The 22,790-nt window shown below is 68.3% G+C and carries 21 protein-coding genes; 9 read left to right on the forward strand and 12 right to left on the reverse strand.

Annotated features, from left to right (window positions below):
- Position 1: 1 nt before the first annotated feature.
- Genes G6N53_RS09255 through G6N53_RS09265 form a run of 3 tightly spaced genes read right to left on the reverse strand, consistent with a single transcriptional unit; the run spans position 2 to position 3,546 of the window.
- Entirely contained in the window at positions 2-991 is a 990-nt protein-coding gene (locus G6N53_RS09255; protein ID WP_163888209.1) for an ABC transporter permease, read from the reverse strand.
- A gap of 14 nt (positions 992-1,005) precedes the next feature.
- Positions 1,006-1,935, reverse strand: coding sequence for an ABC transporter permease (locus G6N53_RS09260; RefSeq protein WP_163888210.1), 930 nt, complete (start codon positions 1,933-1,935; stop codon positions 1,006-1,008).
- A 21-nt stretch (positions 1,936-1,956) separates the two neighbouring features.
- Positions 1,957-3,546, reverse strand: coding sequence for an ABC transporter substrate-binding protein (locus tag G6N53_RS09265; protein ID WP_163888211.1), 1,590 nt, complete (start codon positions 3,544-3,546; stop codon positions 1,957-1,959).
- Between the two features lie 308 nt (positions 3,547-3,854).
- Between G6N53_RS09265 and G6N53_RS09270 the strand changes: the two genes are divergently transcribed.
- On the forward strand, positions 3,855-4,823 hold the full coding sequence (locus G6N53_RS09270) for a 2-hydroxyacid dehydrogenase (RefSeq protein WP_163888212.1): 969 nt from the start codon (positions 3,855-3,857) through the stop codon (positions 4,821-4,823).
- 73 nt (positions 4,824-4,896) lie between these two features.
- Here the strand turns inward: G6N53_RS09270 and G6N53_RS09275 are convergent, their stop codons facing one another.
- From G6N53_RS09275 to G6N53_RS09305, 7 genes are all read right to left on the reverse strand, one after another.
- Positions 4,897-5,820, reverse strand: a complete 924-nt coding sequence (locus tag G6N53_RS09275; RefSeq protein ID WP_163888213.1) for a LysR family transcriptional regulator — start codon at positions 5,818-5,820, stop codon at positions 4,897-4,899.
- Positions 5,820-6,302 (reverse strand): hypothetical protein, encoded by a 483-nt coding sequence (locus G6N53_RS09280; protein WP_163888214.1) that lies wholly within the window; start codon positions 6,300-6,302, stop codon positions 5,820-5,822. Before G6N53_RS09280 ends, G6N53_RS09275 begins: the two co-directional genes overlap by 1 nt.
- Before the next feature lie 15 nt (positions 6,303-6,317).
- Positions 6,318-7,583, reverse strand: coding sequence for a glucarate dehydratase family protein (locus G6N53_RS09285; RefSeq protein WP_163888215.1), 1,266 nt, complete (start codon positions 7,581-7,583; stop codon positions 6,318-6,320).
- A 4-nt stretch (positions 7,584-7,587) separates the two neighbouring features.
- Entirely contained in the window at positions 7,588-8,517 is a 930-nt protein-coding gene (locus tag G6N53_RS09290) for a 5-dehydro-4-deoxyglucarate dehydratase (RefSeq protein WP_163888216.1), read from the reverse strand.
- 30 nt (positions 8,518-8,547) lie between these two features.
- Positions 8,548-10,143: an aldehyde dehydrogenase (NADP(+)) gene (locus G6N53_RS09295; protein WP_163888217.1), complete on the reverse strand. Its 1,596-nt coding sequence runs from the start codon at positions 10,141-10,143 to the stop codon at positions 8,548-8,550.
- A 152-nt stretch (positions 10,144-10,295) separates the two neighbouring features.
- Entirely contained in the window at positions 10,296-11,516 is a 1,221-nt protein-coding gene (locus G6N53_RS09300; protein WP_163888218.1) for a cytochrome P450, read from the reverse strand.
- A gap of 98 nt (positions 11,517-11,614) precedes the next feature.
- Positions 11,615-12,295 (reverse strand): winged helix-turn-helix transcriptional regulator, encoded by a 681-nt coding sequence (locus G6N53_RS09305; protein WP_308206967.1) that lies wholly within the window; start codon positions 12,293-12,295, stop codon positions 11,615-11,617.
- A gap of 138 nt (positions 12,296-12,433) precedes the next feature.
- Between G6N53_RS09305 and G6N53_RS09310 the strand changes: the two genes are divergently transcribed.
- From G6N53_RS09310 to G6N53_RS09320, 3 genes are all read left to right on the forward strand, one after another.
- Positions 12,434-12,637, forward strand: coding sequence for a hypothetical protein (locus G6N53_RS09310; protein ID WP_163888220.1), 204 nt, complete (start codon positions 12,434-12,436; stop codon positions 12,635-12,637).
- A 146-nt stretch (positions 12,638-12,783) separates the two neighbouring features.
- Positions 12,784-14,550 (forward strand): serine/threonine protein kinase StpK7, encoded by a 1,767-nt coding sequence (stpK7, locus tag G6N53_RS09315; RefSeq protein ID WP_163888221.1) that lies wholly within the window; start codon positions 12,784-12,786, stop codon positions 14,548-14,550.
- Positions 14,551-14,647: 97 nt separating this feature from the next.
- The gene (locus G6N53_RS09320) at positions 14,648-14,887 is read left to right on the forward strand and encodes a DUF6480 family protein (protein WP_163888222.1); all 240 of its coding nucleotides are present in this window, start codon (positions 14,648-14,650) and stop codon (positions 14,885-14,887) included.
- On the opposite strand, the gene G6N53_RS09325 is transcribed toward G6N53_RS09320, so the two are convergent.
- Positions 14,884-17,073 (reverse strand): MMPL family transporter, encoded by a 2,190-nt coding sequence (locus G6N53_RS09325; protein WP_163888223.1) that lies wholly within the window; start codon positions 17,071-17,073, stop codon positions 14,884-14,886. The two genes, G6N53_RS09320 and G6N53_RS09325, sit on opposite strands and share 4 nt — an antisense overlap.
- Before the next feature lie 193 nt (positions 17,074-17,266).
- Between G6N53_RS09325 and G6N53_RS09330 the strand changes: the two genes are divergently transcribed.
- The 3 genes from G6N53_RS09330 to G6N53_RS09340 all read left to right on the forward strand — a co-directional run bounded on the left by G6N53_RS09330 (position 17,267) and on the right by G6N53_RS09340 (position 19,654).
- Positions 17,267-18,556, forward strand: coding sequence for a cytochrome P450 (locus G6N53_RS09330; RefSeq protein ID WP_163895670.1), 1,290 nt, complete (start codon positions 17,267-17,269; stop codon positions 18,554-18,556).
- 272 nt (positions 18,557-18,828) lie between these two features.
- Positions 18,829-19,314 carry a DUF5994 family protein gene (locus G6N53_RS09335; protein ID WP_163888224.1) on the forward strand — a complete coding sequence of 162 codons (486 nt, stop codon included), beginning with the start codon at positions 18,829-18,831 and terminating at the stop codon, positions 19,312-19,314.
- Between the two features lie 136 nt (positions 19,315-19,450).
- Positions 19,451-19,654, forward strand: coding sequence for a cold-shock protein (locus G6N53_RS09340; RefSeq protein ID WP_159235559.1), 204 nt, complete (start codon positions 19,451-19,453; stop codon positions 19,652-19,654).
- Between the two features lie 76 nt (positions 19,655-19,730).
- On the opposite strand, the gene G6N53_RS30430 is transcribed toward G6N53_RS09340, so the two are convergent.
- The gene (locus tag G6N53_RS30430; protein WP_264064778.1) at positions 19,731-19,865 is read right to left on the reverse strand and encodes a hypothetical protein; all 135 of its coding nucleotides are present in this window, start codon (positions 19,863-19,865) and stop codon (positions 19,731-19,733) included.
- A gap of 302 nt (positions 19,866-20,167) precedes the next feature.
- Between G6N53_RS30430 and G6N53_RS09345 the strand changes: the two genes are divergently transcribed.
- Together G6N53_RS09345 and G6N53_RS09350 are read left to right on the forward strand one after the other, a co-directional pair.
- On the forward strand, positions 20,168-21,265 hold the full coding sequence (locus G6N53_RS09345) for a glycosyltransferase (protein ID WP_371870811.1): 1,098 nt from the start codon (positions 20,168-20,170) through the stop codon (positions 21,263-21,265).
- A 28-nt stretch (positions 21,266-21,293) separates the two neighbouring features.
- Positions 21,294-22,772 carry a glycoside hydrolase family 130 protein gene (locus G6N53_RS09350; protein ID WP_163888226.1) on the forward strand — a complete coding sequence of 493 codons (1,479 nt, stop codon included), beginning with the start codon at positions 21,294-21,296 and terminating at the stop codon, positions 22,770-22,772.
- Positions 22,773-22,790 lie beyond the last annotated feature (18 nt).

Consider the following 22,790-nt stretch of genomic DNA (forward strand, 5'->3'; position numbering starts at 1 on the left):
TTCACGAGAGGCGCTTTCCGGATTTGGCGAACCTCGACAGGCTCTTCTGCGGGACGGTCAGCCGCCAGCGCTGACCTGGGTCGGTGGCGATCCGCGCCCAGGCCGCCAGGATGGTGGCCGACACGGTGGTGATGACGATGGCCAGGCCGGGGAAGAACGACAGCCACCACGCGGTGTGCAGGTAGGTGCGGCCCTGGGAGACCATCAGGCCCCAGCTGACGTCGGGCGGCTGGATGCCGATGCCGAGGAAGCTCAGCGAGCTCTCCGCCAGCATGACGTAGCAGAAGTCCAGGGTCGCCACGGTCAACAGCGTCGGCAGCACGATCGGCAGCACATGCCGGCCGATGATCGAGGTGGCGCCGGCGCCGAAGGTGCGTGCCGCGTCGACGAAGACCCGGCTGGCCAGCTCGGCGGACTCGGCCCGCGCGGTGCGCAGGTAGACCGGGATCCGGGTGATGGCCAGCACCAGCACGATGTTGGCCGCGCTCGGGGAGAAGACGTAGAGGACGACGACCGCCAGCAGCAGCGACGGGAAGCTCATGATCACGTCGGCGATCCGCATCGCGACGGTCTCACGCCAGCCGCGGTAGAAGCCGGCCCACATGCCGACGGCGGAGCCGACGACCGCGGAGATGATCACGGCGGGCACCGCCACCGACAGTGTGGTGCGGCAGGCGACGATCAGCCGTGCCAGCATGCTGCGGCCCAGCGGGTCGGTACCCAGCACGTTGGCCCAGCCGTGCGCCAGCGTGAACGGCGGTTGGTTGGAGTTGTCCAGGTCGATCCGGGTGGCCAACTCACCGACGAGCATCGGGCCGAAGATCGCGGTGAGGAACATCACGCCCAGCACCCCGGCCGCGACGGCGGCGACCCGATCGTTGATCAGCAGCCGGAACCACAAGGAACGGGCCCGCCGGCCGGAGGTCTCGGTGTCCGGCTCGCCGACGATCGCGGTGGTCGGTTTGACCGGAACCCGGTCGATTTGAGTCATGCTGTTGTCTCCCGTCAGACCCGTGCCGGTTCGCGTACCCGCGCGTCGAGAAGCGCGTAGCAGGCGTCGATGAGGATGTTGAGGACGAAGATGCTGACCGCGGTGAGCAGCACAGCGGCCTGCAGCACTGCGAAATCGCGTTGCAGGATCGCGTCGATCATCAGCTTGCCGATGCCGGGCCAGCCGAAGATCGCCTCGACCACCACCGCGCCGTTGATGAGGCCGACCGCCAGGTCACCGGCGACGGTGAGCGCGGGGGCCGCAGCGTTGCGCAGCGCGTGGTGGGTGACGACGCGGAAGTCGCTGGCGCCCTTGCTCCGAGCCAGTCGCACGTAGGGTGCCGACAGCGCGGAAACCATGGCGCCGCGCACCACTTGGGTGAGTACACCGAGTGGCCGGATCATCAGCGTCGCGATCGGCAGTACCCAGGACAGGATCCCGGCGTCGACACCGGAGGTGGGCAGCACTCCGAGCAGCACCGCGAACAGCCAGACGCCGGTGATGGCGAACCAGAAGTCGGGGATGCTCGCCGCCGTCATCGACAGCAGGCTGGAGAACCGGTCGGCAAGTGAGTTCGGCCGGTACGCTGCCCAACAGCCGATGACGACGGCGCCGATGACGGCCAGCAGCATGGTGGCGAACGCCAGTTGCAGCGTCGCGGGGAACGCACGCAGCGCCATCTCGGAGGCGGACTCCCCAGTGCGCAGCGAGGTGCCGAAGTCCAAGTGCAGCACGCCCTTGAAGTAGTCGGCCAGCTGCGTGATCAGCGGGTCGTTGAACCCGTTCGCGGTGGCGAACGCCTCGCGCTGCTCGGGGGTGGCCGACTCGGGCAGGTACAGGTTGGTGGGGTCACCGGTGAGCCTGGCGAGCAGGAAGACCCCCAGCAGCACGATGATCAATGGCAGTGCGCTGGTGTACATCCGGCGCCGGACGAAGGAGAACATGAGCTAGGGCCTTCCTGCTGCTCAGGATTGGTCGGTGCGGTCGGTACCGGCCGGGGTCATCGCGGACAGCCGCATCTCGTCGCCGGTCGCCGAGTTCGGGGTGTAGTCGATGCGCGGCGACTTGCCGAGGATGCCCCGCATGTGGGCGAGGTAGGCCATCTGCATGATCTCCTGCGGCTCCTCGGCGAACAGCTTCGCGAACGCATCCTGGCGAGCTTCGTCGGTGAGCTCCTCGGCCGCGCGGATCTTGCGGTCGAATTCCGTTGTGCCGTAGGCGGCCTGGGGCCCGTCGGAGAGCATGTACTGGTCGAGGGTGAACGCCGCGTCACCGGCCTGGTTGCCGTGCATGATCATCAGCAGGTACGGCCCGGTGTTCGCCGGGAACGGCCGCAGCTGGTACTCGAGCTGCGCGGCGGTGTCCATCATCTCGATCGCCACGTTGAGGCCGATCTCGGTGAACTCGCTCTGCATCACCTCGACGGTCTCGGCGATCTTCGGGAACTGCGCGGTGCGCGCGATCAACCGGATCTGGGTGTCGACGGGCACACCGTCGGCTTTGGCCTCGGCGACGAGCGCCTTGGCCTTCTCGATGTCGTGCGGCCAGATCTGGAGTTCGTCGTTGTAACCGACCACACCGGTCGGGATCAGTTGGGCGGCAGGCTCACCCAGGTCACGGAAGAGCGCCTTGACGATGCCGGTGCGGTTGACCGCGTAGTTGATGGCCTCGCGCACCCGCATGTCGTCGAGCGGGGGTTCGGTGGCCTGCATGCGCAGCGCGGTGGTCTCGTTGTTCTGGAACGGGACACCGAGATCGCCGGCGCCGTCTTCGGGCCCGAGTGAGGTGGCGATGTCGGTTTCGTCGTTGGTCACCATGGCCGCCCGGACGCTGCCCTCGCTGCGCCACTGGTATTCGGCGCGGCCGAACGCCGGAGCCTCTCCCCAGTAGGTCGGGTTGCGGCGCAGCGTCAGCTTCTGGCCGTACTCCCAGTCCTCGATCGCATACGGTCCGGTGCCGATCGGTTCGCGTACCTTCTCGACGGTGCTGGTGGTGCGCGGCACGATCTCGACGAACGAGATGCGCAGCGGCAGAATGGGATCCGGTTCGGTGGTGCCGATCACCACCGTGTTGGCGTCCGGGGTCTGTAGGGTCAGCTCCTCGTCGCCGAACACGTAACCGTCGACGTTGCACTGCAGGTCGGAGTTGACCGCCCGGTCGATCGAGAAGGCCGCGTCCTCGGAGGTGAACGGTGCGCCGTCGGAGAACGTCACGCCGGGACGGAGGGTGAACGTCCACTGCGTCGGGCTGCTCTGCTGCCATTCGGTGGCGAGCAGCGGCTCCAGGTCACCGGTGTCCGGGTCGCGCTCGACGAGCGGCTCGGTGATGTTGGAGCGGACCACGACCCCGGTGGAGGTCAATGAGCTCTCACAGGGCTCCAGCGTCGGCGGCTCCTGGGAGAGCACGATGCGCAGCGTGTCGGGGTCGTAACCGCCGCCACCGGAATTCGCGACCGTGCAGCCGCTGGCGGCGACGGTGGCTCCGGCGAGGGCCACAGCGACCAGGCGCTGCCGCTCGAGCCACCTGGGCCGAGTTTTCGGTGCTGCGGGCTTCATGGGTCCTCCCGGGCTGGGATCGTGACGTCCACGTATGTAGATGCTGGCTGTGATGCCAACCACACGGTATGAGCCGGTCTGAACCAGCGTCAACCCCGGCGAAATGGCATTTGCACGGGTTCCCGCACTCGCCGGCGGAACCGGATCCGAGTCCAAAAAGCATGGCTGGGCTCGACTTTTGTGGAACAGTGCCGGCCGCCGATGCCAGGACGATTCATCGTCGGCTGTAGAAATACCGATTGGCTATGAGTCCATGCTATTTCGGACGTGGACGGGTATTCCCAGCTCGCCGTAGCGTGGAACCCACGATGAGCACTTCTACTCGCCCCGCGCAGCACCGGTCCGTGTTGCAGGTCGGGCCCCTCAAGCCCTCGCTGGAACAGACGCTGGCCGATGAGTACGCCGCCCGGCGGCTGCCGGAAGCGGCGGCAGAACGTGAGGCGTTCCTGACCGAGCACGGCGCCGAGGTCTGCGCGGTGGTGACGTCGGGCCGCACCGGTGTGGACGCAGCGCTGATGGCGGCGCTGCCGAACCTGGGGGCGGTGGTCAATTTTGGTGTCGGATACGACACCACCGACGTCGACGCAGCGGCCGCACGCGGTGTCGGCGTGAGCAACACCCCCGACGTGCTGACCGATTGTGTGGCGGACACGGCCGTGGGTCTGATGATCGACACGCTCCGGCAGTTCTCTGCCGCCGACCGGTACGTGCGTGCCGGCCGCTGGCCGGTCGACGGTAGCTATCCGCTGACCCGCCAGGTGAGCAACACCCGGGTCGGCATCGTCGGACTCGGCCGGATCGGCAGTGCTATTGCGTTGCGGCTCAGTGCTTTCGGATGTTCGATCTCATACCACAACCGCCGTCAGGTCGCGCAGTCGCCGTACACCTACGCGTCGTCGCCGGTGGAACTCGCCCGCGACGTGGAGGTGCTGGTCGTGGCGGCAGCCGGCGGCGACGGGACCCGGGGTCTGGTGGACCGCGCGGTGCTCGACGCACTCGGTGCGGACGGCTACCTGATCAACGTCGCCCGGGGGAGCGTGGTCGACCAGGATGCGCTGGTATCCGCTCTGGTGGACGGCAGGCTCGCCGGTGCGGGTCTGGACGTGTTCGCTGACGAGCCACAGGTGCCGGAGGTGCTGGTGGGTTTGGACAACGTCGTGTTGTTGCCGCATGTGGCCAGTGGGACGGTGCAGACGCGCGCGGCGATGGAGGCGCTGACGCTGCGCAACCTCGACGCCTTCCTGGCCACAGGCGAGCTCGTCACCCCGGTCCGCTGACTAACCGCCGGAACGGTATTCCAGGCGTGAAATCTCGAGAAAGCCCCGCCTGGAATACAGTTCCGGCGGAGACTCAGCCGACGCCCTCGACCAGGTCGTCGGTGGTCCACTCTTGCTGCGGCAACACATCTTTGAGCACCCGCAGCAGCGCCGGGTTGCTGGAATCTCCCCGCCACACCGCATCCAGCTCGACGGGTCGCTCACGGAACGCGCCGATGGTCCGGAACACCACGCCCTCGGGGTGCAGCGTGGCCGCCGAGGCGGGCACCAACGCAAGCCCGAGACCGGAGCGCACCAGCACCAGCATGGTGTGCACCTGCGTCACGTACTGCACGTAGTTCGGCGTCGCCCCGGCGATGGTGAACGTGCTGATCAGCAGGTCGTTGAAATAGCGCGCCTGCACCGGCGAGTACATCACCACGTCCTGGCCGTCGAGATCGGTCAGCGTCAACTGCCTTGGCAGATCGGTCAGTGGATGCCCTGACGGCAGCGCGACGATCAGCTGTTCGTGCAGCAACGGCCGAGACACCAGGCCGGGGCGCTTCAGCGGCGGGCGTGCCATGCCGAGGTCCAGCTCACCCGACATCAGGCCCTCGATCTGGGCGGCGGTGACCATCTCACGCAGGTCCAGCTTCACGTCGGGCAGCCGCTCGCGGGCACGCTCCAGCAGCCGCGGCAGCACGGCGTGCGCGGACGCCGCGGTGAAACCGACGACGACGGTGCCCAGGTCCCCCGCCGGGATGCGCTTGACGGTCTGCGCCGCTCCCTCGGCCAGTTGCAGGATGCGCCGCGCGTCGGGCAGGAACGCCGCTCCTGCCGGGGTGAGCGTCACCGTGCGGGTGGTGCGGTCGATCAGCTGCACGCCGAGCTCACTTTCGAGCTGCTGCATCTGGCGCGACAGCGGCGGCTGGGTCATGTGCAGCCGTTCGGCGGCGCGGCCGAAGTGCAGCTCTTCGGCGACGGCCACGAAGCAGGACAGGCGGGCGAGTGAGAACATCAGGCCTTGGGTGTCAGCTCGATCGCGGCGATCTTGAGCCGGGGGACGGCTTCCTCCCATTCCGCGACGGTGGGGACCCGGTCGTCGCGGAAATTCATGCCCATCGTCCGTTGGGCCTTCTTCGGCCCGTAGGACTCGGAAAGTCGGTGGACGATGTCGACGACGGCGCCCGGCTCGGTGATGAGCCGGCCGTGCATCGCGGTCTTCTTGCCGAGGTGATGCACCTGCGCGTCGGCACCGTCGCGGAAGTTGTACTTCCACTGCGCCGCCAGCACCACGTAGAGGACCCCGTCGAGATGGTGGGCGCTGACCGGGACCGAGAACCGCCGCCCGGACTTGCGGCCGGTGAAGTCCACGAGCATGAACTGGGCGGTCCGGCCGCCCAGCGGGGTGCGCAGCACCCGCCGCAACACGATGTTGATCACCCGCAGCAGGGTTTCCGGCGGGTGGGCGACGTCGATCGCCGCAGACTGCTCTGCCATACGCCTACCGTAGGGCTACCAGCGGGGGCTGAGGGCCTCAAACGACGGATCGATGCTGCGCATATAGCCGGTGTCGTCGCGGTCGCGGATCCCGCAGCGCACATACTGCTCGTGCAGCGCGGCCAGCGCGTCCTCGTCGAGCTGCACACCCAGGCCCGGGGTCACGGGTACCGGGACCGCGCCGTCGACGAACGACAGCGCACCGGGGCGCACCACGTCCTCGGTCTTCCACGGCCAGTGGGTGTCACACGCGTAGGTCAGGTTGGGTGTCGCCCCGGCCAGGTGCACCATCGCGGCCAGGCTGATGCCCAGGTGTGAGTTGGAGTGCATGGACAGCGCGAGACCGAAGTTCTCGCAGATCCCGCCGAGCAGCCGGGACCGCTGCAACCCGCCCCAGTAGTGGTGATCCGAGAGCACCACGCGCACCGACTGTTTGGCCACCGCGGGCGCGAGCTGGGAAAAGGCGACGACGCACATGTTGGTCGCCAGCGGCATCGGCGACTGCGCGGCCACCTCCGCCATGCCGTCCAGGCCCGGCGTGGGATCCTCCAGGTACTCGAGGACGCCGGCGAGGCCCGACGCCACCTTCACCGAGGTCTGCGGTGTCCAGGCGGCGTTGGGATCCAGTCGCAGCGGGTGTTGCGGGAACGCGGCGCGAAGTGCCTCGATGGCCGCCATCTCGTCCTCCGGGGCGAACACCCCGCCCTTGAGTTTGATTGCGGTGAAGCCGTATTCGTCGACGATGCGCCGAGCCTGGGCGACGATCCCGTCCGGGTCGAGCGCCTCGCCGTACCGGTCGGCCTCGGCGCCGGGATGCGCTGCCCACTTGTAGAACAGGTAGGCGCTGAACGGCACCGCGTCGCGGACCTTACCTCCCAGAAGGTCTGACACCGGGCGGCCGGTCGCGTGGCCCTGCACGTCGAGGCACGCCACTTCGAACGGCGAGAGGACCTGGTCGACCGCACTCGCCGTGGTGATCATGCCGGCGGTCCCGACCGCGGCGTCGTCACCGTGCAACCGCTGTGCGATGGCCGCGCGAATGGCGTTGAGAGCGAACACGTCCAGACCGGTGATCGCCTCTGCGGCGGCCTGTAGTCGGGCCAGGTGCCGGCTGTCGGCGTAGGTTTCGCCCAGGCCCACTAGACCGGCATCGGTGTCGAGCTGGACGATCGCCCGCAGCGCGTACGGCTGGTGGACGCCGACGGTGTTCAGCAGCGGCGGATCCCGGAACGCTACCGGGGTGATGCGGGCGCCGGTGATGCGGATGCTGCTCGGCGGCACGGTGTCAGACTGCCTGGGACAGCGCGTCGGCGAGCACTGCGCGGCCCGCGGCGGTGATCGACTGCAGCTGGGTGAGATCCTCGGGGGTCGGCATCACCAGCGGCGGGCGTACCGGCCCGGCGGGAATGCCCGCCATCGTGACGCCGGCCTTGACCAGCGAGACCGCATAGCCCGGCACGGTGTCGCGCAGCCGGACCAGGGGCTGGAAGAACGCCCGGAGCAGCGCGTTGGCCAACTCGTCGTTGCCCGCCTCGAGCGCGTCGTAGAACGCCAGCGCGAGGTCGGGCGCGAAGGCGAAGGTGGCCGAGGAGTACAGCGGCACCCCGATCGCCCGGTAGGCCTGCTGCGTGGTCTCCGCGGTCGGTAACCCGTTGAAGAACAGGAAGTCGGGATCGACCTCGTCGGTGACGGCCTGCACGATACGCGCCACCATGTCGAGGTTGCCGGTGCCGTCCTTGAACCCGATGACGTTGTCGATCTTGGCGACGGCGACGGCGGAGGCCTCGGTGAACCGCGCGTTGTTGCGGTTGTAGACGATCACCGGCAGGTCGGTCGCGCCCGCGACGGCGCGGGTGTAGTCGATCAGCCCGGCCTGGGGGACCTCGACGAGGTAGGGCGGCAGCAGCAGCAGTCCGTCGGCGCCGGACTCCTTGGCGGACTTGGCGAACCGCTCGGCGTGGGCCACCGAACCGCCGGCGCCGGCATAGACCGGGACCCTTCCGGCGGCCACCTCGACGGCGGTACGGACGACTTCACCGAACTCGTGTTCTTCCATCGCGTGGAACTCGCCGGTACCGCAGGCGATGAAGACCCCACCGGGTCCCGCCTCGACACCCTTGGCGACGTGGCGGGCCAGCGCGTCGAAATCGACGCTTCCGGAATCGGTGAACGGGGTGACGGGAAAGAACAGGACGCCGTCGAAGGTGGGACGCATGTGCTGGAGCTCCTCGTGGTGTGGGTGGGGTCAGTCCTGCGTGAGTTGGCCGTCGATGCGCCGCCACAGGTGATCGGGGTTGCCGTCGGCGATCGCGCTGGGCAACAACGTCTTCGGGATGTTCTGGTAGGCGACCGGCCGCAGGAAGCGCTCGATCGCCCGGCTGCCGACCGAGGTGCTGCGGGAGTCCGACGTTGCGGGGAACGGACCGCCGTGCACCATTGCGTGGCACACCTCGACCCCGGTCGGCCAGCCGCCGAACAGGATTCGCCCCGCCTTGAGCTCCAGCAGCGGCAGCAGCGTGGCGGCCGCGTCGAGGTCGGAGTCGTCGGCATGCACGGTGGCGGTCAGCTGGCCCTCGATACGCTCTGTGACGGTGTGCATCTCGTCGGCGTCGGCGCAGCGCACGATCAGGCTCGACGAGCCGAAGACCTCGGCCTGCAGAGCCTCCGACGCCAGGAAGCTCTGCGCGTCGGTGGTGAACAGTGCTGCCTGACCGCAGGTTTCGCTGCCACTGACTTCGCCACGGGACACCAGCTGGGCAGCCTGTGACAGCGACTCGACACCGGATGTGTAGCTGCGGGCGATGTTCGGGGTGAGCATCGGGGTGGCCGGGGCGCCCGAGAGTTCCGCGCGGGCGGCGCCGACGAATGCGTCGAGGCCGGGGCCGTCGACGGCGATGACCAGGCCGGGGTTGGTGCAGAACTGGCCCGACCCCATGGTCAGGGAGCCGACGAAGGCCTTGCCGAGTTCGGCTCCGCGGGAGTCCAGTGCGCCGCCGAGCAGGAACACCGGGTTGATCGAGCTCATCTCGGCGTACACCGGGATGGGCTCGGGCCGGGCGGCAGCTGCGGCGACCAGAGCGAGTCCGCCGGAACGGGATCCGGTGAAGCCGACTGCTTTGATCCGGGGGTCGCCGACCAGCGCGATGCCCAGTTCCTGGCCGGTGCCGAACAGCAGCGAGAAGGTGCCGGCCGGCATCCCGGACTGGGCGACGGCGTCGTTGATGGCACGGGCGACCAGCTCGGAGGTGCCGGGGTGCGCGTCGTGGGCCTTGACGACGACGGGGCATCCGGCGGCCAGCGCCGAGGCGGTGTCACCGCCGGCGACGGAGAACGCCAGCGGGAAGTTGGAGGCGCTGAACACCGCGACCGGTCCCATCGGGATGAAGCGTTGCCGGATGTCGGGGCGCGGCAACGGGGTCCGGTCGGGCTGCGGGGTGTCGATGCGCGCGCCGTTCCAGCTGCCCTCGCGCAGCACGCCGGCGAACAGCCGTAGCTGGCCGGTGGTGCGGCCGACCTCGCCGGTGATGCGTGCCTGCGGCAGGCCGGTCTCGGCGACGGTGCGGGCGACGAGGGTCTCACCGAGGGATTCGATGTTGGTGGCGATCGCCTCGAGGAACTGCGCGCGCTGCTCGGAGGTGGTGGCGCGGTAGGGGGCGAAGGCCTCGGCGGCGGCGGCGCAGGCGGCGTCGACGTGGCTGCTGTCGCCGTGGTGGTAGACCGGCTCCAGCGGGGTGCCGGCCGCGGGGTCGAAGCCGCGGATCTGCCGGCCGGTGCCGCGCACGGGGGTTCCGGCGATGATCATCTGACCGGTGAGGGCGTTGGCAGTCATCGTCGCAGTCATGCCGTCAACGGTAGGAGTGCGATCGATTCCTGTCCAAGACCATTTGCCACATAAATGATGCAGCGGCTGCATCAATCCCACGATCCGCCGGAACGGTATTCCGGGCGGAAAAGTTCGAGCAACGACCGCCTGGAATACCGTTCCGGCGGGCGTCAGAAGGCGAGCGGCAGGGTCTTCGGGCCGCTGAGGGAGACCATCGGCTTCCACGGGGCCGGCCCGGTCCGCCGCGGCGGCGCCCAGCGCTCCGTGACCACTCGCAGCGCTTCGGCCAGCTCGAGCTTGGCCAGGTTGGCGCCGATGCAGTAGTGCACCCCGCCACCGAAGGTCAGGATCGGCGGGGTGCCCACCCGGGTGATGTCGAAGCGCTCCGGGTCCTCGAAGATCGCGGGATCGTGGTTTGCCGCGATGAAGTTCAGCAGGACCATCGTTCCCGCCGGCACGTGCACCCCACCCATCTCGAGATCCTCGCCCGCGACCCGCAGCGTGGAACACGCGATCGGGGCGTGGCGCATCGTCTCGTGCACCGCGCTCATGGCCAGCTCGGGATTGCCCGCCAGCAGTGCCCACTGCTCGGGGTGATCGCATAGCAGGTCGATCGAGGCGGCGACCTGGTTGCGGGTGGTGTCGGTGCCGGCAAGCAGGATGCCCGCGGCCAGCATGCGCAGTTCGGCGTGGTCGAGCCGGTCGCCGCCGTCCTCTGCTCTGATCAGATCGGAAAGCAGGTCGTCGGTGAGCGTGTGCCTGCGGCGCTCGATCATCTTGTCGGTGTAGTCGTCGAGCTCGCCCCAGGCCGTCATGGCCACCGACTCCAGGTCGGGAAACGGGGTGAAGCTGAAGGCCAGGAAGATGTCGTCAGCCCACAGCGAGAACTGCTCCCAGTCCTCGGGCGGGGCGCCGAGCAGGGCGCAGACGATCGGCACCGGGTAGGGCCTGGCGATGTCGGTGACGACGTCGCAGTGGCCTCGCTGGGCGGCCCGGTCGACCAGGCCGGTGATCACGTCGACGATGTCGGCGTGCAGTCGCTCGACCGACCGCGGCGTGAACGCCCGTGACAGCAGGCTGCGCAGCCGGTGGTGCTCGGGTCCCTCCATGCACAGCAGCGTGCTGACGACCTTGTCCCACAGCGGGCCGGACGTGATTCCCTGGACTGCCAGACCGAGGCCGGGTGGGATCTGCAGGCGCGGATCCCGCAGCGCGGCCTTCACCAGGTCGTAGGAAAGAACCTCCGGCCCGTAGGGTCCCATCGCGATCGGGGACCTCTGACGGGCGTCGCGCAGCTGCGGGTATACCTGGGCGGGGGTGTCGTCGGTGCCGTAGTCGACGGTCGGCAGGCCGGCCTCGAACACGTTGGGGACTGCGGCTGCGACGCTCATCGCGTTCTCCTACACCCGGTGCGCTCGACGGCCGAATGACCGGACACCCTCAGGAAAATGTATGGTCGCGACCCGCACGGTGTCAACGACCGCGCCGGTCACGCCACCCGAAGGTCGGTGAGGCGCTTGTCGATGACACTCAGCAGTGCCGCGACCGCCGAGGGGTCGCCGCTGACGTCCAGCAGGCCGTCGTCGACGGCCTCGGCGAGGCCGAGTTTCTGGCCGACGAGCGCCGCGACGGTCGGCGCACTCGCGCGAACGGTCACATCGCTGGGTGTCGGGCTCTTACCCGGGCGCACCGACACCCTGCCGCCGCGGATGCGCAGGCATGCGGAGCTGTCACCGATGTTGAACTCGTAGACCGCGTCGAGGTCCTTCGGCGCGTCCTCGTTCATGTCGGCGGCCAGGAAAGTCAGCAGCCACTCGGCGCGGAAGAGTTCGCAGTCGGTGTCGGCATCGGCCATCTGGTGGCGGGCTCCCCACATCGCCAGCGGGATGATCGCCGCGGCCAACTCGCGGCCGGCTTCGGACAGTTCGTAGACCACCGTCGAACCCGGCTGGTCGAGCGCGAGGCGGCGTTGGATGACGCCGTCGGCTTCCAGCTGCCGGACCCGGGTGGCCAGCAGGCTGGTCCCGATGCCGGCCAGCGCATCGGCCAGCTCGGTATAGCGCTTCGGGCCGGAGCCGAGCTCACGCACCAGCAGCAGCGTCCACCGCTCGCCGACCACGTCGAGTGCGTGCGCCAGACCGCAGAACTGACCGTAACTTCGCCTCCCCATGCCGAACATCCTACTCACCGGCTCCTCTTTTCCACCTCAACTGAAGTTTCTGTTTCTCACTTCTATTTCTTATGTTACGTTGCAGAAGTGAGAGTGAACACCCCCCGCGGGGTGCAGACAAAAATGAGGTGAACCGCAATGGCATCGATTTCCCATCCCAGACCCCTGGCCGGCGTGCGCTGGATGCTCATCGCCCTGCTGCGACGACTGCATCCGGTGCAAGCCACCGCGTCGGTACGAGCCCCCGAAATGCGACCCCCCGAAGCGAAGCGCCACTATCCGCCGCAACGTGATGCGCTCTTCGAGCGATCAGCGATGGCGCGGGAGATGTACAGGCTCTGACCAGCGCAGGTTGCACGCGGGCGCAGCGCACCGCAATCCACGCGCCCGACGATCAGTGGTCAGCGAAATGGCATCGTCCGGGCAGCCTCGGCAAACATGGGGTAGCTTTTAGCGACTACCGATTGGCCGCAGCCGAGGAGAAACCGGTGAATGCGACACCATTCGGGCGGTATCGGCTCCAGAAGCTGATCGGCCAGGGCGGTATGGGCGAGGTCTACCAGGCCTACGACACCAAGACCGATCGTGTCGTCGCGCTCAAGGTCCTGCCGCACCACATGGCCGTCGATGAGACGTTCCAGGCGCGGTTCCGTCGTGAGTCGCAGGCCGCCGCGGGCATCAACGACCCGCACGTGGTGCCCATCCACGGCTTCGGCGAGATCGACGGCCGGCTGTATCTCGATATGCGATTGATCGAGGGCAGCAACCTCGGCACCATGCTGTCGGAGACCGAGAAACCGCTCGGTGCCGCGTTCGCCGTCACGATCGTCGAGCAGGTGGCCCACGCGCTCGACGCCGCGCACCAGGGCGGCCTGATCCATCGCGACATCAAGCCGTCCAACATCCTGATCACCGGGCGTGACTTCGTGTACCTGATCGACTTCGGGCTGGTCCGCACCGCGGGCGAGAAGGGGCTGACGACCGCGGGCAGCACGCTGGGCACCCTGGCCTACATGGCCCCGGAGCGATTCGAGGGCGGCGAGGTCGACGCGCGGTCCGACATCTACGCGCTGACCTGTGTGCTCTACGAATGTCTCACCGGCTCAAGGCCTTACCCCGCCGACAGCCTCGAGCAGCAGATCGCCGGACACATGGTCTCCCCGTTGCCACGTCCCTCTGACACCGACCCGCGACTGGCCTCGTTCGACGAGGTGATCGCCAAGGGCATGGCAAAGAAGCCCTCGCAGCGTTACCAGAGTGCCGGTGAGCTCGCCAAGGCCGCGCGCCGTGCTCTCGACGCGCCGGTTCGCAGACGGGGGAGCAGTTCTCGGCATGCCGCCCGGCCCGAGCGCAAGGCGCCCCGGAAGGCGCGTGTGGTGGCCGGCGCCGCGGTGCTGGTGCTCGCGGCGGCCGCCGCGATCGGGCTGTGGCAGTGGGCCCCGTGGAGCGACGGCGGCGCCGATCTGCCTGCGCTGCCGGACGGTGCGATCGAGTCGATCGCGGCGACGGTGCCCGGCGACATCCGGGACGCGGGCCGGCTGGTGATCGGGGTGAACGTGCCCTACGCGCCGATGGAGTTCAAGAACGCCGACGGTCAGCTCGTCGGGTTCGACGTGGAGTTGATGGACGCGGTGACCAAGGTGCTGGGCCTGGTCCCCGACTACCGCGACACCTCGTTCGACACGATCCTGCCGTCGGTGCAGGACGGGACCCTCGACGTCGGCGCGTCCTCGGTCACCGATACCAGAGAGCGCGAGGCGTCGGTCGACTTCGTCACCTACTTCGAGGCCGGCACTCAATGGGCGAAGCGGTCCGGCACCAATCCGAATCCGCGGTCGCCCTGTGGCGTCAGAGTCGCTGTGGCACAAGGAACCCTGCAGGAGACCCAGGAACTGCCACGCAAGAGCGACGAGTGCCTGGCCGCCGGCCAGCCGCCCGTGGACATCGTGGTGTCGTTCAGCCAGGACCAGGTGACCGACGCGCTGCTGCGCGGCGAGGTCGACGCGATGTCGGCGGACTCGCCGGTCACCGGGTTCGCGATCAAGCTCAGCCGCGGCGATCTCGTCCCCGCCGGTGACGTGTTCGACTCCGCGCCCTACGGCTGGCCCGTGGCCAAGGGGTCAGGGCTGGCGGAGTCGCTGCGGCTGGCGCTGGAACACCTGATCGAGACCGGTGAGTACCGGGCCATCGCCACGATGTGGGGTGTGGAACGCGGGATGATCGACAAACCGGTGATCAACGGCTCCATCAGGTAGACCGCAACGGTTGCGGTGTAAACGCCCCCATCCGGGGTACGCCTGGAATTCAGCCCCATCGGGGCGTGCCGGAACGACAGCGACAGGTGATCGACTCATGACAGCTCTGCCCCCCGACCCCGATCCGATGCGGGTCCCTCGTGAGGAGCCCGCCGGCGGCGTGCCCCCGGGTGAGACGCCTCCGGACTCGGCCCAGACGTCGGCGACCTCCAACGCGGACCCGACCGCGGGTCGCAACCTGACACCGAGGGCGATCGCCGCGTTCGTCGCGATCGGACTGTTCGCGGCGCTGTTCGCCGTCACCGCGGTGGTTCTCGTACTGCAGCTCCTGGATTAGGAAGTTCCCACCGGGCTGGGGTGTTTGGACTCCAGCGCGGTGCCCTCGATGTCGAGGTCCGGGACGTAGCGGCCGAACCACTTGGAGTGCACCCACATCCGGCTGCCCAGGATGCTCATCACCGCGGGGATCAGCGTGAGGCGCACCACGAACGCATCCAGGAAGACCCCCACGGCCAGCGTCAGGCCGACCGACTTGATGATCGGATCGCTGCCCGCGAGGAAGGCGATGAAGACACCGAACATGATCAGGGCCGCGGCCGTCACCACGCGCATCGACAGGCCGACACCGTTGCGGACGGCCGCCAAGGCGTCGTCGGTCCTGCTGAGCTCCTCCCTGATCCGGGAGACCACGAATATCTCGTAGTCGCTGGACAGCCCGAAGATGATGGCCAGCACGATGATCGGCAGAAAGCTGATCGTCTGTCCGGGTGTGATGCCGAGAAGGCTTGCACCCCAGCCCCATTGAAATATCGCCACCTGAACACCGAGCGCGGCGAAGACCGAGAGCAGAAAGCCGATGATCGAGGTGATCGGCACCAGCGCGGCGCGGAACGCCAGCGTGAGCAACACGAACGCCAGGCCGACCACCACGACGACGAACACCGGCAGCGCGGCCGCCAGTTTGTCCGAGGTGTCGATGTTGGACGCGGTGGTGCCGCCGACCAGGATCGTCGCGCCGGTGTCGGCCTCGATCATGTCGCGGTCGGCCCGGATGCGCTGGACCAGCTCGGCAGTCGCGGTGTCGTTGGGCCCGGTGGCCGGAATGACCTGGATGACCGCGGTGCTTTCATCGCCGCCTGCGGGTGCGGCCGCGACGACGCCCGGTTCGCGGCCGACGTTGGCGGCGATGGTGGACGCGGCCCGCGGGTCGGCCCCGGCCAGGTCGGCGACGACGAGCAGCGGGCCGTTGAAGCCGGGTCCGAGGTGTTCTGCGGTCAGGTCGTAAGCCTGCCGGGCGGTGTTGGACTCCGGTTGTGATGAGCCGCTCGGCAACCCGAGGTGCATGCCGAAGGTCGGCAAGCCGATCAGGATCAGCGCGGCAGAGCCGCCCAGCAGCAGTGGCTTGCGGAACCGCACGACGAATCGTGCCCATGCCGCGCCGAATGTGCGCTGCGGCGTGTACGCGGCGACCTGGGCGACCTCTTTGGGCCGGCCGGGCTGCAGCGGTGCCCGGATGAACTTGGAGACCTTGCTGCCCGCGAAACCGAACAGCGCGGGCAGCAACGTCAGCGCGATCAGCATCGCGATCAGGACCGCCGCGGCCGCGGCCAGGCCCATGTAGGTGAGGAACGGGATGCCCACCACCGACAGCCCGCACAACGCGATGATCACGGTCAGCGCCGCGAACACCACGGCGCCCCCTGCGGTGCCCACGGCCAGCCCGGCGGCCTCCTCGCGCGGCATCAGCAGCAGCAGATTGTTGCGGTACCGGTTGAGGATGAACAGCGCATAGTCGATGCCGCAGGAAAGCCCCAGCATCAGCGCCAGCGACAACGAGGCGGTGGGCATGTCCACGAACGCCGCGACGACGAAGATCCCGAGCGCGCCGATGCCGACGCCGATGCTGGCCGTCAGGATCGGCAGTCCCGCGGCGACGACGGCGCCGAAGGTGATCAGCAGGATCAGGAACGCGACGCCGACCCCGATGATCTCGGGGAGGTGCGGGACGCTGACCTTGTAGCCGGGGTAGACGCTGCCTGCGTATTCGACGCGCGCCCCGGCGTCCTGTGCCGACGCCATCGCGGACTCCAGCGACGCCAGCGAGGCATCGGTCACCTCGCCCAGGGGCGCTTCCCACTGCACGGTGCCCAAGCCGACCCTGCCGTCCGGGGCGATCTGTCCGGTCTGCGTGGGGCCGGCGGCCGCTGCGACGCCGGGGATGGCGTTGACGGTCGCGACGGCCTCACCGATTCCCGCGGCGAGCGCCGGATCGGTGATCGCGCGCCCTTCGGGAGCGGCGAAGGTGAGCTGGGTCTGCGCGCCGCCGAACGCCGGCAGCTCCTGACGCAACTGCTCGACGGCCCGCTGCGATTCGGTGCCGGGGATGGTGAAGTTGTCGCTGGGCTCACCGCGGAACCCGACGAACGCGACCGCCACGGCGGCGAGTATGGCCAGCCAGGCGCCCAGTACCAGCCAGCGGCGGCGATAGCTGAAAGCACCGATTGCGAACAGGTAGCGCGACATCGTGTTGGTGTCTACTTTCGGTCGTGACCACAGGGACTTGGCCCAGCAATGCCCGCACCGGCGGTGGATTACGCACGTCCGCTCCCGCCGATATGTGTGACCCGAGTCACCGTCGCTCTCGTATCCTGAAGCGGTGACGTCGACGTCCCTGCCTCCGGGTCCGCGGCTGCCCCGCGCGGTTCAGGCGGCGCTGATGCTGCGGTTCGGGCCCCGGTTCGTCGCCGCCTGCCGGCGCCGGTACGGTGCGGCGTTCACGCTGCAGGTCGCATCGATGGGCACGATCGTCTACCTCACCGACCCCGCCGACATCAAAACCGTCTTCGCCGGAGATCCGCGTACCTACCATGCGGGAGAAGCCAATTCGATGCTCAAAGGGCTGCTCGGGGAGACCTCGGTGCTGGTGGTCGACGAGGATCTGCACCGGGACCGCAGGCGGCTGATGCTCGCGCCGTTCGCGCGGGACGCGGTCGCGAAGCAGGCGTCGCTGATCGCGGAGATCGCCGCGGAGAACATCGCGGACTGGCCCGTCGGCACGGCGTTTCCCGTCGCCCCCCGGATGTCGCAGATCACGCTGGAGGTGATCCTGCGCACCGTCATCGGCGCCACCGATCCCGCGCGGCTGGCCGCGCTGCGCGAGGTGATGCCCGAATTGCTGCGGGTGGGGCCGTGGCAGACGCTGGCGCTCCTCGACCCCCGGCTTCTGCGTCGACGCCCGTGGCGCACGCTGCGCGAGGCCATCGCCGAGGCCGACCGGCTGCTCTACGCCGAGATCGCCGAGCGTCGCGCCGACCCGAACCTCGAGCGGCGCACCGACGCCCTGGCGATGCTGGTGGCCGCCGCGGACGACGACGGTCGCGAGATGACCGACCTGGAGCTGCGCGATCAGTTGATGACGCTGTTGCTCGCCGGCCACGACACCACGGCGACCGGGCTGTCGTGGGCGCTGGAACGGCTGACCCGGCATCCGGCGGTGCTGTCCCGGGCGGTGCGGGCCGCACACGACGGGGACGACGAATATCTGGACGCGGTGGCCAGGGAGACGCTGCGGATCCGGCCGGTGGTGTTCGACGTCGGCAGGATCCTCACCGAACCCGTCGAGCTGGCCGGACATCGGCTGCCTGCCGGGGTCATGGTGGTGCCCGGCATGGTGGCGGTGCACGCCAGCGAGGCGCTGTATCCGGACGCGCACCGGTTCTACCCCGAACGGATGATCGGCGCGACGCCCAGCCCGTCGACGTTTCTGCCGTTCGGCGGGGGCAACAGGCGGTGTCTGGGCGCGACGTTCGCGATGGTGGAATTCCGCGTTGTACTGCGCGAGGTCCTCCGCCGCGTCGAGCTGGAGACCACGACAGCCGCGGGGGAGCGCCAACGCCTCAAACACGTGATCTTCGTGCCGCACCGCGGTGCGCGAATCCGTATCCGTTCGGTTCGCCCTGCCGGGCACAGCGACGTTTCCCGCTGCCGAACGAGCAGGTGGGTGTAGTCTCAGGGGTAGGCCGAGTTCGCGCCGATAGTCCGATGCGACAAATTCCGGCGCGACAATACTCAGCCCGCGACGCGATTCTCTTCGCTCGGACACAGTGCGGGGTCTGCCCCGTACCACTCAAGGACGTTGCTCATGGATTCGTCTGATCTGTTCTCACACCGTCAGGCGCCGCATGTCTCCAACACCGGCCCGAAGTCCCAAGAGCCGGTGCAGGCGCCAGTCTTCTCTGATCAACCGAAGAAGAACAGCTCTGCTGATTCGCAATCCCAGTGAACGGCTTGGCGCGGTCCCGCCGCGCTTCCCGGCCGATCAGGGTGATGCTCGCCGGCCAACTCGGCGGCGAGATCGACGGCGCCTGGTGGCCGCACACCGCTTCGGTGGCCACCGAGCTCCCTGAATTGGTCGGTGCTCTGCACCGGGCTCTCGGTGAGATCGTGGACATCCGGATCAACTGGTCGGTCACCGAAGGTCAGCTCGACCTGGAGACGATCGCCACGGGTGCGCGGCTGATGCGTGCCGGCGAGCAATACCGGCGGCCCCGTCTGATGGTGGTCGTCGGTCGCAACGCGAGCGCGAAACTCCTTGTCGTGCCGAGCATGACGTCGCAGGCGCTCGGCCTGATGGTGCTTCGGACCGCTGCCGGGCTGCCCACCTCGGGCGGCACCGGGGATTCCCGGCTCTATGAGACAGCCCGCGTGGTGATGCGGCTCGCCGAGGTCGAGAGCGCAAAGTGGTGCGATCCCATCAGTTCTTGACGGAAACACCCTTCGACGGTGAAAAGCGCTGTGTCAGTGGCGCATTCGAAGCGTTTCGAGAAGAAGGCCGGGTCGTGCTAGCCTTATCTGGGATGTCTGTCTGACATCCATTCAGAATGACGGAAGTTGAAAGAGTATGGCACAGGGAACTGTGAAGTGGTTCAACGGCGATAAAGGCTTCGGTTTCATCGCCCCCGATGGCGGCGCAGAAGATGTGTTCGTTCACTACTCGGAAATCGGTGGGAGCGGATACCGCTCGCTCGAGGAAAACCAGCGTGTCCAGTTCGAGGTCGAACAGGGCGCCAAGGGTCCTCAGGCGGTCGGCGTGACTGTCGTCTAGTAGGCGGCTCAAACCCGTAGATGTGGGCTGGTGGGATTTTCCCGCCAGCCCACATCTCGTTTTGTACCGTTGCGCGTCAGCGCTTCTTGTGAACCGCCGTCTCGACGATCGAAGACTTGTCGGCGGCTTTGGCGTTCTTGGCCGCGCGTTTCTCCTTGAGCGACTTTCCGGACTTCTTGGACATTCCCTGTCGAGGTGATTTGTCGGACATCGTCGGCCCCTTGATCGTTGTGGGGGCCTGGACGGTCCCTATGAGTCGACCATACCTCCCGATTCCGGACGTCGGGCGGCGTCGCAGCGGCCGGATGCAGGGTGTAGCGTGGAAGGTGTTGGGAACCCAGCCAGTCCGGGATGCGTCAGTTGTGCTCCGCTGATCTCGCCGAGCAATCGCTCACGCCGGATACGCCGGTAGCAACCGTTACGTCGGGATCGCCCTTGAACTCTGTGCCCACTTTTCAATCAATCCTTGCTCCTGCTGCGCGGCAGTCACTCTCCAAGACCGTCCGGTTCGGTGTGCTGAGCACCTACCCGCCGACGCCGTGCGGCTTGGCGAGGTTCAGTGCGGGACTGTCCAGCGCGCTGAGTGGGCATGGATCCGAGGTCGGCGTGGTGCGGGTGGCCGACGACTCGGCGCCCACGGGCAGCCAGGTCGTCGCCGAACTGGTCAACGGCTCCGCGCGGTCGGTGGCGGAATGTGCCGAAGCGCTCAATCTCAGAGACGTCGCGGTGATCCAGCACGACTACGACATCTACGGCGGTACCGACGGCGTGGAGGTACTCGACATCCTCGAGCAGCTACGGGTCCCGTCGATTGTCGTCGCCCACACCGTCCTCAAAAACCCGACGTCACATCAGCGGCAGGTGTTCGACACGATCGCGGCCAAGGCCGATCGTGTGGTGGTGATGTCCGACGCCGCGTGCCAGCGGTTGACCGGGACCTATGCGGTGGATCGCCACAAGGTGGTCACGATCCCGCACGGGGCGAGCCTTCCCACGGCGCCGCGCGTCAAGCGCGCGAGCAGACCCACGATCTTGACGTGGGGCCTACTGCGTCCGGGCAAGGGCATCGAGCGGGTCATCGACGCGATGGCCTCGCTGCAGGACGTCCCGGGCCGACCGCGCTACGTGGTGGCAGGCCGGACGCACCCGAAGGTGCTTGCCGCCGAAGGCGAGGCCTACCGCGACTCCCTCATCGAACGGGCGCGCCTCGCCGGTGTCGCGGATTCGGTGACGTTCGACGCCCAGTACTACGGCGCCGCCATGCTGGCCGCGCTGATCCAGTCATCCTCGGTGATCGTGGTGCCCTACGACGACGCCGATCAGGTCACCTCCGGTGTCCTCGTCGACGCCATCACCAGTGGCCGGCCGGTGGTGGCCACCGCATTTCCCCACGCGATCGAACTGCTCTGTGGCGGTGCGGGTCTGGTTGTCAGCCAGGATGACCCGGACGCGATGCGCACCGCGCTACGCCAGGTCCTGACGCAGCCGCGACTGGCCGGATCGATGGCCGCCGAAGCTCGGCAGCTGGCACCGGACATGGAGTGGTCGGTGGTGGCCGACGCCTACATCCGGCTGGCTCAGCGGGTCCTCGCCGAACACAGATCCCGTTGAAGGGCACGCTGCCTTCGACTGTGCAGCAATGACTTCGGTGCTCGCCGAGCTCGTCACCCGGATCCCGCAGCGACTGTCGGCCGACCCGTCGAGGGTCCTCGCGCAGCTCTTCGTTCCGGGTCAGCAGGATTACGAGCTCGCCGACTCCCGCGCCGGCGCCGTGCTCAGGCGGATCCTGGCTCTCAGCGAGGAAGACGTGCGTGCATCGCTGGGCGATGTCGTCGCGCGCTTCGGCAAGCGGCACCGTGACCTGACGGGGACCTTCCGGCGGCACGCCCGCGAACTGGCCGACCGGCTGGACGCCGGCGCCGCCCTGTCCGAAGACCGAATGTTGTTGCTGGGGGCGACGTTCACCAGCGAGTACGCCATCGAGGGTGCGGCGCTGTGCAACCCGAGCCTGGTCGCCCATCCGGATCAGTCGGGAACCGAGCCGGGCAGCCTGCGCTTCGTGATGAGCGTGCGCGGCATCGGGGAGGGCCACCGGTCCTCCATCGAGTTCCGCACCGGTGTCGTCGACGCTTCCGGCGGGGTGACGATCGACACGCCGGTGCCGTACGCCACCGTCGGCTCGGTGCGGTCGACGCTGCTCGATGGGGCCGTGTTCCGCAGCGAACTGGTGCGGCTCCGGGTCGGAGGGGAGGCCGCCGACTACGTGCTCGACGCGCTCGGCGACCGCTTCACAAGAGCTGACCTCGACGAGCAACTCGACAAGCTACAGGGCCATCTGAAAACGCGGGGCCATGCGTTGCAGACGATCTCGCAGATCCGGGCGGTCGCCGAACGCACCTACGCCGTCGAGTTCGGTCCTGACATCCCGCTGTCCGAGCGGGTGCTGTCGCCGGCAATGGCGGCCGAGGCGGCCGGCATGGAGGACGCCCGCTTCGTGCGCTTCACCCACGACGACGGGTCGGTGACGTTTTATGCCACCTACACCGCTTACAGCGGGTCGGAGATCGCCCAGCAGCTCCTCGAAACCGAGGACTTCCGGTGCTTCACGTCGACGCCGCTGGTCGGCCGTGCCGCCGCCAACAAGGGCCTGGCGCTGTTCCCGCGGTTGATCGGTGGCAGGTTCGCCGCGGTGTCCAGAAGCGACCGCGAGTCGAATTCGATTGCCTTCACCGACAATCCGTTCCAGTGGACCGACTCGGTTCCCTGCCAGCGCCCGACCGAGGCTTGGGAGGCACTGCAGCTCGGCAACTGCGGCCCACCGATCGAAACCGAGGCCGGCTGGCTGGTGCTCACCCACGGCGTCGGCCCGATGCGGACGTACCGCATCGGGGCGATCCTGCTCGACCTGGACGATCCGACGCGGCTCGTGGGCCGGCTGCGGGAGCCACTGCTGAGCCCCGCGGCCGACGAGCAGGACGGCTACGTGCCCAACGTGGTCTACTCGTGCGGAGCGCTGGTGCACGCCGGGACCCTGGTCCTGCCGTACGGCATCAACGACGCGGCCATCGGTATCGCGACGGTGCCGATGACCGAACTGCTCGCCGCACTGACCGAATGAACGAAGGGGTGACCGTGA

Source organism: Mycolicibacterium hippocampi, assembly GCF_010723735.1.
Taxonomy (GTDB): domain Bacteria; phylum Actinomycetota; class Actinomycetes; order Mycobacteriales; family Mycobacteriaceae; genus Mycobacterium; species Mycobacterium hippocampi.

Excerpts from the sequence above, each read along its gene's own strand:
- G6N53_RS09255 (WP_163888209.1), bottom strand. The coding sequence starts at position 991 with ATGACTCAAATCGACCGGGTTCCGGTCAAACCGACCACCGCGATCGTC.
- G6N53_RS09260 (WP_163888210.1), bottom strand. The coding sequence starts at position 1,935 with ATGTTCTCCTTCGTCCGGCGCCGGATGTACACCAGCGCACTGCCATTG.
- G6N53_RS09265 (WP_163888211.1), bottom strand. The coding sequence starts at position 3,546 with ATGAAGCCCGCAGCACCGAAAACTCGGCCCAGGTGGCTCGAGCGGCAG.
- G6N53_RS09270 (WP_163888212.1), top strand. The coding sequence starts at position 3,855 with ATGAGCACTTCTACTCGCCCCGCGCAGCACCGGTCCGTGTTGCAGGTC.
- G6N53_RS09275 (WP_163888213.1), bottom strand. The coding sequence starts at position 5,820 with ATGTTCTCACTCGCCCGCCTGTCCTGCTTCGTGGCCGTCGCCGAAGAG.
- G6N53_RS09280 (WP_163888214.1), bottom strand. The coding sequence starts at position 6,302 with ATGGCAGAGCAGTCTGCGGCGATCGACGTCGCCCACCCGCCGGAAACC.
- G6N53_RS09290 (WP_163888216.1), bottom strand. The coding sequence starts at position 8,517 with ATGCGTCCCACCTTCGACGGCGTCCTGTTCTTTCCCGTCACCCCGTTC.
- G6N53_RS09295 (WP_163888217.1), bottom strand. The coding sequence starts at position 10,143 with ATGACTGCGACGATGACTGCCAACGCCCTCACCGGTCAGATGATCATC.
- G6N53_RS09300 (WP_163888218.1), bottom strand. The coding sequence starts at position 11,516 with ATGAGCGTCGCAGCCGCAGTCCCCAACGTGTTCGAGGCCGGCCTGCCG.
- G6N53_RS09305 (WP_308206967.1), bottom strand. The coding sequence starts at position 12,295 with ATGGGGAGGCGAAGTTACGGTCAGTTCTGCGGTCTGGCGCACGCACTC.
- G6N53_RS09310 (WP_163888220.1), top strand. The coding sequence starts at position 12,434 with ATGGCATCGATTTCCCATCCCAGACCCCTGGCCGGCGTGCGCTGGATG.
- G6N53_RS09320 (WP_163888222.1), top strand. The coding sequence starts at position 14,648 with ATGACAGCTCTGCCCCCCGACCCCGATCCGATGCGGGTCCCTCGTGAG.
- G6N53_RS09325 (WP_163888223.1), bottom strand. The coding sequence starts at position 17,073 with ATGTCGCGCTACCTGTTCGCAATCGGTGCTTTCAGCTATCGCCGCCGC.
- G6N53_RS09330 (WP_163895670.1), top strand. The coding sequence starts at position 17,267 with ATGCTGCGGTTCGGGCCCCGGTTCGTCGCCGCCTGCCGGCGCCGGTAC.
- G6N53_RS09340 (WP_159235559.1), top strand. The coding sequence starts at position 19,451 with ATGGCACAGGGAACTGTGAAGTGGTTCAACGGCGATAAAGGCTTCGGT.
- G6N53_RS30430 (WP_264064778.1), bottom strand. The coding sequence starts at position 19,865 with ATGTCCGACAAATCACCTCGACAGGGAATGTCCAAGAAGTCCGGAAAG.
- G6N53_RS09350 (WP_163888226.1), top strand. The coding sequence starts at position 21,294 with ATGACTTCGGTGCTCGCCGAGCTCGTCACCCGGATCCCGCAGCGACTG.